This window comes from Maritimimonas sp. 2205BS37-2, assembly GCF_056591755.1.
The window spans coordinates 1,309,036-1,328,089 of sequence record NZ_JBWQOI010000001.1; the positions used below are offsets into that span (position 1 = coordinate 1,309,036).

The 19,054-nt window shown below is 33.9% G+C and carries 13 protein-coding genes; 7 read left to right on the forward strand and 6 right to left on the reverse strand.

Annotated features, from left to right (window positions below; all coding sequences use genetic code 11):
- Positions 1–579 precede the first annotated feature (579 nt).
- The 3 genes from AC1EUU_RS06240 to AC1EUU_RS06250 all read right to left on the reverse strand — a co-directional run bounded on the left by AC1EUU_RS06240 (position 580) and on the right by AC1EUU_RS06250 (position 8,997).
- Positions 580–1,956: a tyrosinase family protein gene (locus AC1EUU_RS06240; protein WP_480200524.1), complete on the reverse strand. Its 1,377-nt coding sequence runs from the start codon at positions 1,954–1,956 to the stop codon at positions 580–582.
- A gap of 33 nt (positions 1,957–1,989) precedes the next feature.
- Positions 1,990–4,359 carry a fibronectin type III domain-containing protein gene (locus AC1EUU_RS06245; protein WP_480200525.1) on the reverse strand — a complete coding sequence of 790 codons (2,370 nt, stop codon included), beginning with the start codon at positions 4,357–4,359 and terminating at the stop codon, positions 1,990–1,992.
- Between the two features lie 345 nt (positions 4,360–4,704).
- Positions 4,705–8,997, reverse strand: a complete 4,293-nt coding sequence (locus tag AC1EUU_RS06250) for a T9SS type A sorting domain-containing protein (protein WP_480200526.1) — start codon at positions 8,995–8,997, stop codon at positions 4,705–4,707.
- 423 nt (positions 8,998–9,420) lie between these two features.
- Here AC1EUU_RS06250 and AC1EUU_RS06255 point away from each other — a divergent pair, with 423 nt between their 5' ends.
- Positions 9,421–10,143 carry a DUF4369 domain-containing protein gene (locus tag AC1EUU_RS06255; RefSeq protein WP_480200527.1) on the forward strand — a complete coding sequence of 241 codons (723 nt, stop codon included), beginning with the start codon at positions 9,421–9,423 and terminating at the stop codon, positions 10,141–10,143.
- Here the strand turns inward: AC1EUU_RS06255 and pepE are convergent.
- Positions 10,132–10,842, reverse strand: coding sequence for a dipeptidase PepE (gene pepE, locus AC1EUU_RS06260; protein WP_480200528.1), 711 nt, complete (start codon positions 10,840–10,842; stop codon positions 10,132–10,134). The two genes, AC1EUU_RS06255 and pepE, sit on opposite strands and share 12 nt — an antisense overlap.
- A 106-nt stretch (positions 10,843–10,948) precedes the next feature.
- On the opposite strand from pepE, the gene AC1EUU_RS06265 reads away from it, so the two are divergent.
- The 5 genes from AC1EUU_RS06265 (at position 10,949) to AC1EUU_RS06285 (ending at position 16,195) form a co-directional block, all read left to right on the forward strand.
- The gene (locus tag AC1EUU_RS06265) at positions 10,949–11,719 is read left to right on the forward strand and encodes a carboxypeptidase-like regulatory domain-containing protein (RefSeq protein ID WP_480200529.1); all 771 of its coding nucleotides are present in this window, start codon (positions 10,949–10,951) and stop codon (positions 11,717–11,719) included.
- A gap of 96 nt (positions 11,720–11,815) precedes the next feature.
- The gene (locus AC1EUU_RS06270) at positions 11,816–12,583 is read left to right on the forward strand and encodes a carboxypeptidase-like regulatory domain-containing protein (protein ID WP_480200530.1); all 768 of its coding nucleotides are present in this window, start codon (positions 11,816–11,818) and stop codon (positions 12,581–12,583) included.
- A gap of 56 nt (positions 12,584–12,639) precedes the next feature.
- Complete coding sequence (locus tag AC1EUU_RS06275; protein WP_480200531.1) at positions 12,640–13,140, forward strand: DUF6702 family protein; 501 nt, start codon at positions 12,640–12,642, stop codon at positions 13,138–13,140.
- A gap of 63 nt (positions 13,141–13,203) precedes the next feature.
- On the forward strand, positions 13,204–15,471 hold the full coding sequence (locus tag AC1EUU_RS06280; protein WP_480200532.1) for a M1 family metallopeptidase: 2,268 nt from the start codon (positions 13,204–13,206) through the stop codon (positions 15,469–15,471).
- A gap of 133 nt (positions 15,472–15,604) precedes the next feature.
- Positions 15,605–16,195, forward strand: a complete 591-nt coding sequence (locus AC1EUU_RS06285; RefSeq protein WP_480200533.1) for a YceI family protein — start codon at positions 15,605–15,607, stop codon at positions 16,193–16,195.
- 45 nt (positions 16,196–16,240) lie between these two features.
- Here the strand turns inward: AC1EUU_RS06285 and AC1EUU_RS06290 are convergent, their stop codons facing one another.
- A complete protein-coding gene (locus AC1EUU_RS06290) occupies positions 16,241–16,699 on the reverse strand; it encodes an Lrp/AsnC family transcriptional regulator (protein ID WP_480200534.1) in 459 nt (152 codons plus the stop codon).
- Between the two features lie 152 nt (positions 16,700–16,851).
- On the opposite strand from AC1EUU_RS06290, the gene AC1EUU_RS06295 reads away from it, so the two are divergent.
- Complete coding sequence (locus AC1EUU_RS06295; RefSeq protein WP_480200535.1) at positions 16,852–18,084, forward strand: aminotransferase class V-fold PLP-dependent enzyme; 1,233 nt, start codon at positions 16,852–16,854, stop codon at positions 18,082–18,084.
- Here the strand turns inward: AC1EUU_RS06295 and AC1EUU_RS06300 are convergent.
- Positions 18,053–19,012 carry a phosphoribosylaminoimidazolesuccinocarboxamide synthase gene (locus tag AC1EUU_RS06300; protein ID WP_480200536.1) on the reverse strand — a complete coding sequence of 320 codons (960 nt, stop codon included), beginning with the start codon at positions 19,010–19,012 and terminating at the stop codon, positions 18,053–18,055. The genes AC1EUU_RS06295 and AC1EUU_RS06300 overlap by 32 nt on opposite strands.
- Positions 19,013–19,054: the final 42 nt, after the last annotated feature.

Below are 19,054 nucleotides of genomic sequence, written 5' to 3' on the forward strand. Positions count from 1 at the left end.
TTTCTTTCTAATTATTAATTTAAATAATAGTTAAACTTCATAAACGATATAACGTTCGAAAATGCTAAAACATTACTTACCTTAGGTAAAAACTTATTACAACAAGATATTTTGGGTGAAATGTAAAATAAAGAGGGTAATATATTTTTTCTTTTTCAATAATAGGTTAAAAGTAATTAATTTTCAATATTATGAGTTAACTAAACTTTAATTTTATTCTTTTATTACGTTATAATAGATGTATCTATTTTTGAAATTAAGACTATCAATTATATACGAAATCTTATTATAATTCGATTCAAATGTTACGTATATTTCGAAATTCTTGTTCAAAGCATTCAACTTTAAAACGTCATTTGTTTCTAATTTAACATACTTTATTTTTTTAAAACTAGATTCTTCATTTGCATCTATGGAATGAAAACTTTTTGAAAATATAGATACGTCTTTCAAATCATAACTGGTATTGTTCTTTATTTTTATACAAGTTTCTGTTTCGTTTAAAAATTTTGGAGGGAAAAAGAGTGAACCTAAAAATATGATAGACAAAAAACAAGTAATCAAATACTCATTCATTTTCTATTGCATTTTAATTAATCTTCTAGCAATTAACACTTTATTATTACCGTCTACAACTTGAAGCACATAGGCACCGGCAGGTAAACCAAACAAGTTAACGATCTCGATTTGTTTTTTATCTGTAACCAATTCATTTTTTACTTGAGTTCCCATCATATTATAAATGACGATCCTACCGCTAGTCAACTTTTTATCAAGGGTAACAGTAATTTTATTTGAAAAAGGGTTTGGAAATGAACTTATAACCGATACTGATGTGTCTAAACCATCAATAGACTGATTAATAAATATATCTTCTAGTTCTCTTTCTGAAAAAGGAATTCGATTTCTAACAATCTCTATTGGTTGCTTTGACGCGCTTCTGCTAGCAGGTTGTGCATCAATGGTGCCAATAAAATTACCACCACTTGCAACCTCAAAACCAGGTTGCAACACAATTTCATTTACCGATTCAAACTTACAATCGGTACCAGCTGGTATTATAAAATCATTGCCCGCTTGGATTGTAAATTGATAATAGAAATTTTCCTGTGCATTATACGTATTGGAAACCGTATAATCTTCTAGCTGAGCTAATTGATTTTCGGCGTAAAAAACACCCAAGTCTTTTGCTTCTAAGATATCATTTGGATTCACCAAAGGTAATGTCTGTCCATTAAAAACATAAGTTCCATCATATCTTAACATAGAAGTTATAATGTATGAAGACGTACCATTTGCCTCTTGCCAATCATTCCACAACCTATCTACGTTTGCATGATGTAAATAAAAAACAGGATCTCTTGGAGAAAATGATGTTTGCATAGCTCCACGCACCCATCTATGACCTCCGGTATGTGCTTCCTCTCGTTCTAATCGATTAGCGTAAGTCAAGAAATTTGTTTCAGATTGCACATCCACTATATGAGCAGGTGTTGGTAAAAAAGCAGGGTTACCAAATACACGGCCTAAATTCCAATCTAAATCAAATTGTCCCATGAAATTTTGATCCCAAAGCGAAGAATTAATCGATTGATCGGTTGAAGTATCCCAATAAGGGATGCTGATATTAGGATTGATATCTTGTAAAGCCTGTTCTATTTCAAATATCTGTCTTCTATGCCAAGGTAAAAAGATATCTCTTTCTGGTTCATCTGGAAGATTAAGGTGTATGTCCAAGGCCGTTGGAGTAGCGGTATTATCAAAGTTTGCAAAATCTCCATGAAAAACAGCCATGTCATCAAATAAATCAGGACCTAACCGAAGTTGATAAAGCCCGTTTACCAGATTAGCCTTTTCTGTGACAGTCATTTCTAAATGATTCTTCCTAATGGATTGTGAAAATGCCAACTGATTTAAGAAGATACCTAAACAAAATAATATGTAAAAATTTTTCATAGCTTTTTACTTTAAAAGTAATTACATATAATATTATTTATTTCCTTGTTTAGCCTTCTCTTCTAGTATAGTAAGTCTGTTCAAAATTTCCTTTATTTGAGAATTTTCTTTCTTAAGTTGTTCAATTAACTTTTGTTGTTCAATGGTATAAAGTGTAAGTTCTTCTATTTTTCTCAAAAGCTTAGCGTTCATATCACCAAGTTGGATTCCAGAATCTTCTACCTCTTTCGCACTAGGTATATTAATTAAGTGACCATATTTATTTATATGTTCTTCTACCTCCTTCAGCGTAGGTAGGTCATAATCCTCTTCAAAAACATAATCTGGCCAGTTAGCTTGTAATGCAATTCTTATTTCTTCGGCTATTACATTTCCAGCAACAGCTAATCTAAATCCTTGAGTATTGGTTGTTCCAATACCAACATTTCTATCAGCAAACAAATCTCTTGCAGTCCAATCTACAGTTGTTAAATTGGCATTATCAGATGTATAGTCAATTACACTACCTGGGTCTTGAGTTGTTACATTTTCAGTATTACTTACTGCCGATATATTTCCTGCAGCATCTCTAGCAAAAACTGTAAATGCATAACTAGTACTTGCAGTTAATCCAGTAACGTTCATATTGGTTGCTCCACCAGTTAAGCCTATACTAACAGCATCTTGAAATACTTCATAATCTGTTACACCTACATTGTCTGTTGATGCACTCCATGACAGGCTAGTTGTTGTTTGAGTAGTATTTGAAGATGAAAGGTCTGAAACCGCACTTGGGGCTTCTGTATCTGGCCCTGCAGATGTCGTTACATTTTCAGTATTACTTACTGCCGATGTATTTCCTGCAGCATCTCTAGCAAAAACTGTAAATGCATAGCTCGTACTTGCGGTTAATCCGGTAACGTTCATATTAGTTGCTCCACCTGTTAAGCCTATACTTACACCATCTTGGAAAACTTCATAATTTGTTACAGCAACATTATCCGTAGATGCGCTCCAAGTTAAATCTGTAGCTGTATCAGACGTATTTGACGATGCCAAGTCTGTTATAGCGCTGGGAGCTTGCGTATCTGGGGTTGTTACATTTTCGGTATTACTTACGGCAGATACATTATTTGCAGCATCTCTAGCAAAAACCGTAAAAGCATAACTAGTACTTGCAGTTAATCCGGTAACATTCATATTAGTTGCTCCTCCGGTTAAACCAATGCTTACACCATCTTGAAAAACTTCATAGTTTGTTACACCAACATTATCGGTTGATGCGCTCCATGCCAAATCTGTTGTTGTGTCTGTTGTGTTTGACGAAGCCAAATCTGTAACAGCACTAGGCGCTTCTGTATCGGGTTCTGCAGAAGTGGTCACATTTTCGGTATTACTTACCGTTGATATATTATTTGCAGCATCTCGAGCAAAGACCGTAAAAGCGTAACTAGTACTTGCAGTTAATCCAGTTACATTCATATTGGTTGCTCCTCCGGTTAAGCCTATACTTACACCATCTTGGAAGACTTCATAGTTTGTTACACCAACATTATCAGTAGATGCGCTCCAGGTTAAATCTGTTATTGTGTCTGTTGTGTTTGACGAAGCCAAGTCCGTCACTGCTGTTGGAGCCTGTGTATCTGACAAGGTTGTAACATTTTCGGTATTACTTACGGCAGATACATTACCAGCAGCATCTCGAGCAAAAACTGTAAAGGCATACCCCGTATTGGCAGTTAAACCTGTAACATTCATGTTCGTTGCTCCTCCTGTAAATCCGATGCTCACTCCGTCTTGAAATACCTCATAATCTGTCACTCCAACATTATCAGTAGATGCACTCCATGACAAGTCTGTTGTATTCATTGTTGTATTTGAAGACGATAAATCAGTAACAGCACTTGGTGCCTCAGAATCTGAAGATGCTGGCACAATAGAAACTGCATCTAATAACGTATAATCACCTGCTGTACCGTTAGCAGCTGATCCAGCAAAAATTCGTATTCTAGGTAATGTTGAAGTTGCCGTAACATTAAACACATAAGGTGTCCAAGTGGTTCCTTGAATTGGTGTTACCGGTATCGCCATCCCTACCCAGTTAACAAAAGCAGGATCATTACTTTGATCACCTTCTTTAGCCCAAATTGTAATGGTATATTCTTCACCTATAACAGCCGAGAATTGATATTCAACAGACCTACTATTAAGATCTACAAAGTTTAATCTTAAGGCAAAGGCACCATTTTGGGTATCTGTAGCATCCGTAGTCATAACTCCCGGAACTCCAATACCATTCCATCCTGTAGTAGTATTCGCTTCGTTGGATAAAGAAGCGGCATTAGCATCATCGTGTAAATCTTGGGCACTAACAACACTCAATGAGAACATAAACAAAAGTGCCAAGGTAATTTTAATTTTCATAGCTAGAACGTTTAACAAAACAAATGTTATATATGTGTCAAAACACAAAATTTACTTAAACACCCTAATTAAATACTCAGCCTTAGGCTTCTCAATAAATATGTTAACTTAATGGCAGAAGAAAAAACAGCAATTATTTAATAAGGGGAAATAAGTTTTCTCTTTTGGCAAATGTACAAAAAAAACATGACAATTTGTAAAAAATACACCGTTAATGCCTTTTCATCTATAAACGGCAAATAAACCTGTATAAATGGCATATCAATCTACTATTTTATACCATAAAAAAGAGCTTCATGTGAAGCTCCTTAAATTCATATAAAAGTTTACTAAATTATCATGTGCTTACATCACAATAATCTTCTTCGTTTGGGCCTTCCCTTGATTAAATAGCCTTAAAAGATATATTCCCTTAGTGAAATTTGAAAGATTAATTTTATGTTTAATCTGAGTTACTGATTGATCATTCTTTAAATCGTAAGAATAAACCATTACTCCATTCAGATTATATATTTGAATTTCTGTATTTTTTTCATAACCAACTAGATCGATATTGACAAGTCCTTCCGTGGGATTTGGATACACCACCATTTCCTTTTCTAATGATGTACATGAGCCATCTACCGTTACTTTTACATAAGCCGTATCTGAATAACCTTCTTTCGAGACCAAAACTGAATAAACCGTTGATTCGTTAGGATTTACTTTTATACTTTGCTCTGTTTCACCTGTACTCCATAGGTAATTATCTCCTCCCGAAGCCGTTAAAACAATTTCATCTCCAGAACAAATAGAAATATCTTCTCCGGCATATGCAACAATCTGACCTCCATCTGAAGATTCAATAACTGTTACTGTTATCGTCTTTTTCTCTGAACACCCGCCATTTGCCGTTAAAGTAACTGTATAATTAGTAGTTACGGAAGGGTTTACAGTAATACTTGCCGTATCTTCACCAGTATTCCATTTAAAAGCACCGTTCCCTGTTGCATTTAGCGTAACTGTTTCTCCTTCTTGAATAGTTACATTATCTGTTGCAGATAAGTTAGGGCTCTCTCCAACAATCACATCTACATAATCTACAGCCGTACTTTGACATCCTTGAGAAGTTGCCGTAACTGAATATGTAGTAGTAGTAGCAGGACTTACCGTAATACTTGCTGTAGTTTCACCTGTACTCCATAGAAAATCTCCACTACCAGTTGCAGTAAGCATAATACTATCGCCTTCACAAATCGTTTGATCGGCACCTGCATTTACTGTTGGTGAAGTGGTAACAGTTACAGTCACATCATCGGAAGCCGAGCAGTTTCCGTTTGTTGCACTCACCGTATAAACAGTGGTATTTGCCGGATTTACAGTAATACTCGCTGTAGTTTCACCTGTATTCCAAGTAAATGGACCTGAACCCGTTGCTGTTAAAGTAACACTTTCTCCTTCGCAAATAGAAACATCTGATCCAGCATCTGCCGTTACTCCAGGATTTACGGTTACTATAACATCATCTGTTGCAGTAGTACTACACGAATTACTTGTTGTAACCGTATATGTTGTAGTAGTAGTTGGATTTACTGTAATACTAGCCGTTGTATCTCCTGTGCTCCATAAGAAGTTTCCATTTCCAGTTGCAGTTAAGGTAACTGTTTCACCTTCACAAATAGTCTGATCTGAACCAGCATTTACTGTTGGAGGTGTATTTACCGTTACTGTTACGTCATCTGAAGCTGAACAATTTCCGTTTGATGCATTTACCGTATACGTTGTTGTATTTGATGGATTTACAGTAATACTAGCTGTAGTTTCGCCAGTATTCCAAGTAAATGGACCTGTACCGGTAGCCGTTAAAGTAACACTTTCTCCTTGACAGATTGAAACATCAGATCCGGCATCCGCTGTTACTCCTGGATTTACGGTTACTATCACATCATCTGTTGCAGTTGTACTACATGAATTACTCGCAGTAACCGAATAGGTTGTCGTGGTAGTCGGGCTTACGGTAATACTAGCTGTAGTTTCACCAGTATTCCATAGAAAATCTCCGTTTCCCGTTGCAGTTAAAGTAACCGTTTCACCTTCACAAATAGTCTCATCTGATCCTGCATTCACCGTTGGGACCGTGTTGACTGTTACTATTACATCGTCTGACGCAGAGCAATTTCCATTAGTTGCACTAACTGTATATGTTGTTGTTGTTGTAGGATTTACAGTAATGCTTGCTGTAGTTTCACCGGTATTCCAAGTAAATGGACCTGTACCTGTTGCCGTAAGCGTAACATTCTCACCATCGCAAATAGTTTGATCTGCACCGGCATCAGCTGTTACGCTAGGATTTACAGTTACTATTACATCATCTGTTGCGGTTGTGCTACATGAATTACTTGCAGTAACCGAATAAGTTGTAGTACTTGTGGGGTTTACCGTAATACTAGCCGTTGTATCTCCAGTGCTCCAAAGAAAATCTCCGTTTCCCGATGCTGTTAGGGTTACAGTCTCACCCTCACAAATTGTTTCATCGATACCAGCATCTACCGTTGGAGCCGAATTAACAGTTACTTCAATATCATGAGAATCTGAGTTTGTGCCATCAGAAATAGTTACGTTGTACGTTGTTGTATTTGTAGGATTAACCGTTATAGTCTCTGTTGTATCCCCTGTATTCCAAGTATAAGAAGTACCACCAGATGCAACTAGTGTAATACTTTCACCTTCACAAATTGTTGCAGAGGTAGGTGAAACAGATCCTACTCTGGGAGCAGTATCTTCATAAGCCCCAATAGAATATTTACCATCATACCTTTCAATTCCATCAGCATCATATAATACACTATTATTTGTTGTACCCAAATCTTTAATTGCCGAAGTAGGTTGCAAATGAAAATCTTTACCTGAAGGATTTATAAATTCAGGGTCATGTGAAACATTGTTTGAGGAGCTGGATGGCATATTTATATTGCCAGGTGTTGGCACGCTTCCATTTGTATCCCAAAAATTCCAGTAATTATTATTGATTTCAACAAATCCTGTAGGAAATCCTCTGGTATTACCTTGATCCATTCTTTTTGGCGCCCCATTGATTATACAATTAATTAGACGGTTTGTGTTATTACCCATCAAGTGAAGTGCATCACTATATAATGCATCACTCATATTATTAAATGTACAGTTTATGAACTCGTTATTATTAAGGGTTCCATTACCTCCACCCTGTCTTGTCGCAAAAATTCCAATCTTACAGTTATTAAAGACTGTATTTATGATTTTATTATGCTCTCCTGAAGGTTGAGCACCTTGTTCTACATTATCTCTAAATCTCACTCCGTTTTTAGCCCCCTCTATATAACAATTTTCAATTATATTATGATGAGCACCATCTCTAATTACTGGCCCAGAAACGGAATATGTAGCGTTCCATGATATATTTCCTTGTAAAAACTTACAAGATCGCACCACATTATAGGCAACCTCCGCATGTCTTAATTCCATTCCTGCATCAGATCCTACAGAAGTACAGTTTTCAATTAAATTATAAGTAACGCTATTTAAAGTTGTTTGATTATCACTTTTTAAACCTATACCATGTCCACCATGAGTATCTTCAACAACTCTTTCGGTATAAGAGTTCCTAAAAATATTATAATCTCCATCAGCAAAAATATAATAATCAGAAGCCGGCCCACCAGATAATTCATCACTATATACTTCACAATCTGAGACTAAATTATAGTCTCCAGCAATATGAATCCCTGCCATTTCAGCATTTATACTTAATGAATTAGTAACTCTTCCTCGTCTAGTACCAACAGACGTAAAATCAAAACCAGAAGTTGTACTAATTGTGTTCTTTGAAATACAATTGTCAAATATTACTCCTTCTCTCGGGCCATTAATCATAAAATTAAATCTACCCTCAGTAGCTTGAAAATTTCTTATAATAACATAATTGGTTCTTATTCTAACCATACCTTGTAACCCATTTCTTACGGTATTATCAAGTGTTGGCATCTCTGTAACATCTAGTGCAGTATTTACTCCATACTTATAGTAATAATCTGTGATATCACCAGGCGTTGATTTATAACCAATAAATTTAATAGGTGTCGAAGCAGTGGCTCCTTTTCCACTTAACAACAATTGTTCATTTCCATAATCACCGGCCTTTACATAAATTGTCATACCAGGAGCAGAATTTGACTGTGCTTCTTTTAATGTCCATGCATTTGATTCACTAGTTCCATCGTGATTCCCTGAACCATTAACCGATGCATAACGAATCACTGAAGAACTGGGCTCAACTATGTTATTCTCTATGTACTGTAACGTAAAATTATGAATACCTATGTTACTTCCTCCTTCATACCTGACAGTATTATTATCCCAGTAATCAAATGCAGACGACACAGTAAGATAATGCCCTGTAGTTTGGCCATCACTCAATGTGATAGAACTCACTGTCTTACCAGTTATTATAAAACCATTTGCTGTAGCTGATGTACCAGAAAGTGGTAAGCTACTATCAAAATAAACTCTACTTTTTTCAGAATCTTCAACCCTAAAATTAGATAGAACTGGTGTCGTATTAGCAAATACAATATTTATAGTAAGGAGGAGAAATACAATTGAAAATAATTTTTTACTCATAGTAAACCCTTGATAAATAATTAATAATTATTTGTTCGTTATTAATAGTTTATCATTTAGCAATATATACCACGCTCAACAACAATAAAACGCAAGGCTTTATAGGTATCAAGGGGATACAATTAATAAATGAACGGATTTTCTTTTCTTAGCGACGTTCTTCTTAAAACGAAAAAATATATAATAAATTGTTCTATTGATTATTACACCTAATTTGTCTATGAAAAACGCTGCGAAAGTATTTTGGAAATCTTAAGGAAATCTGAAGTTTCTTTATATTTTTAATAAACGGTTGACTTTTGTTAATAAACTGCATTTTTTGTTAATAACAAGCAGCCTTTTTTAATCCTAGAGCTCATTAAAACATGATCATAGCAAGATATTTCTTTTTAAACATTTAATTACTTTTACTCAATGTTTTATATGAAGAAAAAACTAATCTATATTTTTTTGATATTACTAGCTTTGTCATGTGCAAAAAGGTCAGAAATTGCTCAAAATAAAAACAATTTTGTTGTAAACTTAAATATTACCAAAACTGAAGATGGTCAAAAAGTTGTTTTAAGGAAACAAGAAGGTTATTTAACAATTGGTTTAGACTCAACATTCATAAAAAATCAAAAAGCTACATTTTCGGGAACTATTAATTCTCCTGCCGTTTACGGAATCTTCATTGACGGATATAAACAAGGTATATTTCCAATTATTGAGAAAGGGACGATAAACATTAGTTCTGATCTTAAAAATCTTACATATGCAAGAGTGATTGGCACTATGTTAAATGAGCAACTTAATGGCTACAAGAAGAAGTCAAGGGATATTTCTTTAAAGATGAATGAATTGTTTTTTCAATTTCAAAAAGCCCGGGCCGAAAACAATAGTGAAAAGCTCGCCGAAATTAATATGCAAATGAAAATTATAAACGATGAAAAAAACGATTTTAGCGTTGATTTCATAAAAAATAATCCAAAATCATTTGTAGCATCAATGGTTTTGCATTCTTTACTTAAAAATCAAGATTTCCCTAAAGATACCGTCGCTCAATTATATTCTCTTCTTTCAAATGAAGTTAAAAAAAGTGAGTTCTCAAAAGAGATTTCGCTCGAATTAGAGATGCTTTCTATAGAGAAAGACTCAATGCGTTAACTTCATTAATTCAGTTTCTGGAGATAGCTCTATAGGATCATGGCCTTTTCTAAAGAATCTCGCCGTTAAATTACCTCGTAGTGTAATTTCGTTATTTTTAACTTCTAACCAGCTTCCTTCCCTCAAGCCTATTACCGGAGTATCGTTGTAACAATGAAACTCCTTGATTCTAATTTCTCTCGTTTCTCCTTTATGCTTAGAATTTGGATCTGGATCTAGATAATGTGCATTTATATTATAAGGAATAATCCCCATTGTTTCAAAACTTGAAGGCTTTACGATTGGCATATCATTCGTTGTTTTCATTGTTACCCCGCAAATATTGCTTCCGGCACTTGTGCCTAGATAGGGAGTGCCATTTTCAATGGCATTTTTAAGAACGTTAATTAAATTTCTTTTATATAATTCGTTCACCAATACAAAGGTATTTCCACCTCCAACAAAAAGCCCCTTTGCATTTTTAATGGCCATATCAGCATCATCAAATTCATGAATTCCTTTAACCGAAATATGCATCTTAGAAAATGCTTTGGTAACGATCTTGGTATATTCAGCCCAAGTGATTCCGCTTGGTCTTGCATAAGGAATAAACACAATTTCTTTCACACTATTATAGAGCTCACTTAATTCATTTGATAAGTATTCTAAATAATCGCTTCCATAAACCGTAGAAGTGCTTGCAAGTATTAAATTCTTCATATCACTTTTAAGAAAAATTCAAAGGTAAACCTTTAACAAAAGTTTAGGGTAATTTTAATGATTATTTGTGATCGTTAATGCGTAATTTGTAAGAAATCAATTGCCTATGATTAGAAAATTACTTCTCTTCTTTTTTCTCTTTGTAGGTTTTTTATGTTCTTCTCAAAAAGACAGAAAAGTTTTACACGGCAAAATTATAAACGATTCCTTATCAATAAATAAGATTCATGTTGTAAATAAAACTTCTCAAAAAGGCACCTATACAAATAAGCATGGTGATTTTGCAATACCTGTCATGATTAACGACACATTGCTTTTTTCGGGTATACAATTTGAAACTTTTGAATACATTATTTCGAAAGCTGATTTACAAAAGCTGCAGTTAGCCTTTAAATTAAATCCATTAATAAATGAACTGGAAGAAGTAATTGTAAAATCGGTGAATATTACCAAAGCCATTAATCTACCCAATGCAAATAAAAAGCCATTAAACAGAATAGAAAATAGGATTAATGCTCATAATAAATCTAAAGTGCCAGTAGTTGTTCTTGCTGCTTTATTAAATCAACGCGGAGGCATTGACAATCTCTATTATTTATTTTCAGGTAAAAGAAAAAGAGATAGAAAACTTCAAAAAATAATGCTTGAAGATAAGATCAAAGAACAAGATGTTAAAGTTGTACGAAAGATCAAATCACATTTTAAAGACGACTTTTTTATCGACACTATTGATATTCCTTCAGAAAAAATAGATGATTTCATAGACTATTGTCTCAAAAATAATATTGCAATTCTTTTTACTGAAAATAGGTTTTTAGAAATAATTGAAATATTTATTCAAGAACGAGATCAATATCTAGAATTAATAAAGGAATAACTAGAGCAAAAAAATGTGGAACTCAACGAGTTTGGCAAGAAAGATGTGGTAAAACTATCATCTTTATAAGAAGTCAAAATTAACCAAGTCATTAAAATGAAAAACAATCTATTCCTTCTTTTATTACTGGCATCATTAGCTGCCGCAGCTCAAGGTAATCGAAGAATCATGCATGGTAAAATAGTAAGCGATTCTTTATCGGTAAATAGAATTCATATTGTTAATAAAACAACTCAAAAAGGAACAATTTCTAATCAATACGGAGACTTCGCTATTCCGATTAAGGTAAATGATACATTGATTTTCTCAGCGGTACAATTTGAAATTTACCGAAGAATTGTTTCAGAAATTGATATTCAAAAACTTCAAGTAATTATTAAGTTAGAACCAAGAATTAATCAACTTGAAGAAGTAGTTATAAAACCAATAAGCGTTGCAAAAAGATTAAACTTGCCAAACGCCGATAAAAAACCAAAAACAATATTAGATGCCAGATTAGATGGTCATTCAAAAGCTAGCGTACCGATAGTAATTTTAACAACCTTAATTGGCGGAGCCGGTGGAATTGATAATTTGTATTACGTACTATCTGGTGAACGGAAAAAAGATCGAAAACTTAAAAAGCTCTTGCAAGAAGATAAAATCAATGCTTTAAATTTAAAAACAGCAAAAAACATACGTTTGCATTTTAAAGACGATTTCTTCATTTACACCATTGGCATCCCTTCTAAAGAAATTAATGGGTTTATTGATTATTGTTTAAAAAATGATATTGTTATTCTCTATAATGAAGATAGACATTTAGAACTTATAGAAATCTTCTTTCGAGAACGTGACCCTTATCTTAAACTAATTAAAAATTAATTTTTTTGGAATACTATTTGCAAAATGCTTTATGTTTACAATTCTAAAAATTACTAATGAATGTAACTAGAAAACATTTTCTTTTATTTCTAACGATTCCTTTATTCGCATTTGCGGCACATAAATATTACATTAGCTTCACAAAGATTGAATATTCAGAAAAGTCAAAGTCGCTACAAATTATTATGCGTGTTTTTACGGATGATTTGCAGAACGGACTTGATAAACAATTTTCAATAAAAGCAGAATTAGATACCGACAAAGAACTATCAAATGCAGATCAATTTATTTCAAACTACCTGAAAGACAAGTTCTTAATAACAATAAATAATGAGCTGAAGCCTTATAAATATTTGGGTAAAAAATACGATGCCGATGAAACAAAAATCTATATAGAAATTGAAAATATTGCCACTATTGAATCCATTGAAATTCAAAATAAAGTACTGATGGAGTTATTTGAGGACCAGCAAAATATTATCAAATTAAACATTAATAATAAGAAGAAGTCATTTATTTTCACCATTAGAAATGATAAAGATATGTTAAAATTTTAGCTGTTTTTTATCAAATCCCTCTTAAATAAGTATTTTCGCTCAACTAATAAATAAATATTAAGAATGAGAAAATTAGGCTATTTAGTACTATCCTTTCTACTCGTAACTTCTGTTGCTTTTGCCCAAGAACAAGAAGAAAAAAAAGAGAGAAAACCAGGGCATATTAACATCAATAAATTTAGACAGTTAAAACAAGAGTTACCTACTCCAAACTCTCAAAGAACTGCTTCTGGGGCTCCTGGTCATGAATATACCCAGCAAAAGGTTGACTATGTAATGAATATTGCATTAGATGAAAAAAAGAGCCGTATTTATGGTGATGAAGTTATTACATACCATAATAATTCAAAAGATAATCTAGAGTATTTATGGGTACAATTAGATCAAAATATGAGAGCTCCCGACTCAAAGACACCAGATGCTAGGCCAAGTAGTATGGGCGACAATGCATTTAATGGCCCAATAACTTTTACCAAGAATAATTTAAAGAAACCTTTTGAAGGAGGGTTTAAAATAGATTATGTACAAAATGCTGACGGGTCTCCGTTATCACATACTGTTAACAGAACCATGATGCGTATCAATTTACCAAAGCCGTTAGCATCTGGAGAGAAATTTGTCTTTAAGATAAAGTGGTGGTATAATATTCCTCCTTATGTGGAAATTGGCGGGCGTTCTGGTTATGAAGCATTTCCTGATGGGAATAACAATTACACAATTGCTCAATTCTTTCCTCGCTTAGCTGTTTATGATAATGTTGAAGGGTGGCAAAACATGCAATTCTGGGGTCGCAGTGAATGGGCTTTAGAGTTCGGTGATTACGATGTGAAATTAACCGTACCTGCTGATCATGTTGTTGATGCAACTGGTGAACTTCAAAATGAAAAAGATGTATTGACCAGAGAACAACGTAAGCGTTTCGATGTAGCAAGAAAAACCTATGATAAGCCTGTATTTATAGTAACTCAAGAAGAAGCCGAAAAAGCTGAAAAAGGTAGTACCGATAAAACAAAAACCTGGCATTTCAATGCTAAGAATGTACGTGATTTCGCATTCGCATCATCACGCAAGTATATTTGGGATGCAATGGCTGTAAATATTAATGGAAAAAACGTTATGGCCGTTTCATTATATCCTAAAGAAGGAAATCCATTGTGGGAAGAACATTCAACTCGCGTTGTTGCAAATACTTTAGAAGAATATTCTAAAATGACCTTTGATTATCCTTATAGCAAAGCGATCTCTGTACATGCAAAACGACAAGGAATGGAATATCCTATGATTTGCTTTAACTATGGTAGACCAAATCCTGATGGAACATATTCTGACAGGGTAAAAAATGGAATGATTGGGGTAATTACGCATGAAATTGGTCATAATTTCTTCCCTATGATTGTAAATTCTGATGAGCGTCAATGGACTTGGATGGATGAAGGAATTAATTCATTCGTTGAAATGATTGCTGAATATGACTATGATCCAAATTTTAATACTGGTAATCTTCCTAGAGATATCATTCGCTATATGAGCCTTGATCAAGATCAATTATCTCCAATTATGTCTCAAGGAGATAATGTATATAATTTTGGCCCTAATGCTTATACTAAGCCAGCAGCTGGTTTATGGATGCTTAGACAAACTATCATGGGTCCAGAATTATTTGATTACGCTTTTAGAACATACTCAAAAAGATGGATGTTTAAACACCCCACTCCTGCTGATTTCTTTAGAACCATGGAGGATGCCTCAGCGATGGATCTTGATTGGTTTTGGAGAGGATGGTTCTACACTACTGATTACAACGACATGGGCGTTAAATCTGTAAAATCTTATTATTTAACCGATCAACCAACAGAAAAAGCAAAAGATATAGCGAAACGCTATAATATGAACTTAGATGAATATAAAGATAAATTAGTTTATTTCGCTGAAGGTGATCCGTCTAAAGATAAAAACGCCAAGAAAGTGGGTGATTTTAACATGTTAAATGACTATTTAGCATCCTTATCTGAAGAGGAAAAAGCTCAGTTAAAAGAAGCTCCTAATTATTTTTATGAGGTTACCTATGAAAAACCAGGTGGCTTAGTATTACCTCTAATTGTTGACATTACATATGAAGATGGAACCAAAGAGCGCAAAAAGTATCCAGCTCAGTTATGGAACAAAAGCGACAAAGAAGTTAAAAAAACCTATGCTACTGCAAAACGTATTAAAAATATTGTGGTTGACCCAGATCTTGAAACCGCAGATATAGATATGTCGAATAATAGCTGGCCAAAAGAAGAAGGGCAGTCTGAATTTGATAGCGTTAAACAAGAGCTAAAGAATTAACTTTTAAAAGTTTAATAATTTAAAAACATCCTGATCAATGATTAGGATGTTTTTTTTATGCTCTTATTTTAAAATGTAATCAATCAAAAAAAATACGACTGATTAACTATCTAAACAACTAAACATATTCGAGATGAAAAAAATAATAATTCCACTTTTAGCAGCAAGCATAATTCTTATGTCTTTTAAAGCAATAGAATCAGAAACTTTCGATGCCGTTGTAGAAGAATCGACTATTACTTGGGCAGCATCAAGACCCGGTAAAACACATGATGGTACTTTATCTCTTTCAAAAGGAAATTTTGTCTTTGAAGGTAACGAACTAATAGGCGGAAACTTCACTATAGATATGAATACCATTAAAGTATTAGATATTAAGCCCGGTAAGAACAATAAAAAATTAGTAGATCACTTAAGTTCAAAAGATTTTTTTGACGTAGCAAATTACGCTACCGGCAGCTACAATATAACTGGCAGCGAAGCCAAAAATGGCAAGACACTTGTTAAAGGACAGCTAACTATAAAAGGAATAACAAATGATGTAAATTTTTTAGCCGATATATCTAATAACGGCAATGAAATATTGCTTAAAACAGGAGAATTCAAAATAGATAGAACAAAGTGGGATATTAAATTTAGATCTGGTAAATTTTTTGACAATTTGAAAAATAAATTAATCTATGATGATATTATAATCACTGTTGGGGTAAAAGCAAAAAAATAAGCGTAAAAAAGTAACTAAACTAAATCCGGCTTTCTGCCGGATTTTTTACATTAAAATTTCTGTACTGTTCTTGAGCTCGCTAATTATAAAAATACTATGCGTACTGCCTATATGATTCAACTTGGTAAGTTTAGTATTCATGAACTCACGGTAGGCCTTCATATTCTTAACTACTATTTTTAATATATAATCATATTCGCCACTTACATTATAGCACTCCAACACCTCATCTAATTGCACTACATCTGATTCAAATTTCGTTAAATACTCATTGCTATGTTGAACCAACTTCAAGTGGCAAAAAACAACAAAAGCCTTACCAACCTTTTCTTTATTTAATACCGCAACATACTTCTCTATAACACCAGCTTTCTCTAGCTTCTTAATTCGTTCATAGACCGCTGTTACAGATAAACTTAAGTCCATTGACAGCTTCTTAGTAGTGGCTTTACTATTCGTTTGTAACAATAAAAGTAGCTTTCTATCTATTTCGTCAAACTGCATAACCGAAATATTTTCTATTTTTTTCTAATTAAGTAAGTAATATCAGATACAATTTACATAAAATCACAACAATATAGATAAATAATCTAAATATTACACCTATCATTGACAAAAAAACTAAATTTTAAGTTATTTGTAGAAAAATAACACCAATGAAATTTAAACCAGCTGACAAAATTCAAGATCTACAATACTTTGGAGAATTTGGAGGTGTAAACCCTTCAATATCTGACTCATCAACCTACACCTTTATGGCTGCCAAATCAATGTCAGACACATTTGAAGGCAATTCAGAAGGTTGCTATTTATACTCAAGACATAGCAGCCCTAGTAATTTGTATCTAGGTGAAGCTTTGGCAGCTATGGAAGGTACTGAAACTGCAAATGTATCGGCTTCTGGCATGGGAGCCATCACTCCAGTACTATTACAGCTTTGTAACGCAGGTGATCATATTGTTTCTGCTCGCACTATATATGGGGGAACCTATGCATTTCTTAAAAATTTTGTGCCAAAATTCAATATTGAAAACACATTTGTAGATATTACGAATTTAGAAAAGGTTGAAGCCGCCATCAATAAAAACACGAAAGTGATCTACTGTGAAACCGTAAGCAACCCTTTATTAGAAGTAGCAGATATTCCTGGTTTAGCTAAACTAGCTAAAAAGTACAATTTAAAATTGGTAGTAGATAATACATTCTCGCCATTAAATATTTCTCCAGCGCAATTAGGTGCAGATGTGGTTATTCATTCATTAACAAAATTTATCAACGGTTCTAGTGATACTGTAGGTGGCGTTGTTTGTGGAACTCAAGATTTTATTAACGATTTGCGTAATGTAAACGATGGAGCTTCCATGTTACTTGGTCCAGTTATGGACAGTTTACGTGCTTCAAGTGTTTTGAAAAACTTAAGAACGTTACACATTAGAATTAAAAAGCATAGTGAAAATGCATTGTTTCTAGCCGAAAAATTTCAGCAAGATGGCATTAAAATTAGCTATCCAGGCTTAAAAGATCATAAGCAACATGGATTATTCAAAACTATGTACAACGAAGAATATGGTTTTGGGGGCATGTTGGCAATCGATGTTGGATCTTTAGATAAGGCCAATGAGTTTATGGAACTAATGCAGGAGCGCAATCTAGGGTATCTGGCGGTGAGTTTAGGTTTTTATAAAACTTTATTCAACGCGCCGGGCACAGGAACTTCATCAGAAATACCGGAAGATGAGCAAACCGAGATGGGCTTATCTGATGGTTTAATCCGCTTTTCAATAGGCTTAGATAATAATATAGAACGCACCTATCAAGAAATGAAAAAGTGTATGATTGAGTTGGGAATCTTACAAGCTAAGCCACAGTTTGAGATTGTAAATAATTAACAACATTATCGTTGATGCGCTTTGTAAGATTTGACAAATCGGCTTTTACAAAGCGTTCACCAGTAATATTTTCATAAAGTTCAATATACCGATCTGAAATCTCATATATCTTTTCATCAGACATTTCAGGAATTACCTGCCCTTTTTTACCTTGAAAGTTATTTGCTATTAACCACTGACGTACAAACTCTTTGGAAAGCTGCTTTTGTGCCTCTCCTCTAGCCTGACGTTCTTCATAGCCATCGGCATAGAAATAACGCGAAGAGTCTGGAGTGTGTATTTCATCAATCAATACGATTTTCCCATCTTTTGTTTTACCAAATTCATATTTAGTATCTACCAAAATCAATCCTCTTTCAGCTGCTATTTCGGTTCCGCGTTCAAATAATTTATACGTATAATCTTCTAAAATCTTATAATCTTCTTCAGAAACAATTCCTTTCGCAATAATATCTTGACGTGAAATATCTTCATCATGTGCTCCTTCTTCAGCCTTCGTAGCAGGAGTAATTATAGGTTGAGGAAATTTATCATTTTCCTTCATTTCATCAGGCATTGAAACTCCACAAAGTATTCTTTTACCTGCTTTATACTCGCGTGCTGCATGACCCGATAAATATCCACGAATTACCATTTCAACTTTAAATGGCTCACATAAATAACCAACAGCCACGTTCGGATCTGGAGTAGCAAGTATCCAATTAGGAACAATATCTGCAGTAGCTTGCATCATTTTAGATGCAATTTGATTTAAAATTTGCCCTTTATAAGGTATTTGCCTAGGCATAATCACATCAAAAGCCGAGAGCCTGTCTGTAGCAACCATGACCAAGAGATCATCATTGATATTATAAACTTCTCGAACCTTACCTCTGTAAACCGATTTTTGTTTAGGGAAGTTAAAATCGGTCTTATTTATTGTATTCATTTTATAGTTGTGTTGAAAACCGCAAAAGTAAACCATCGTCTA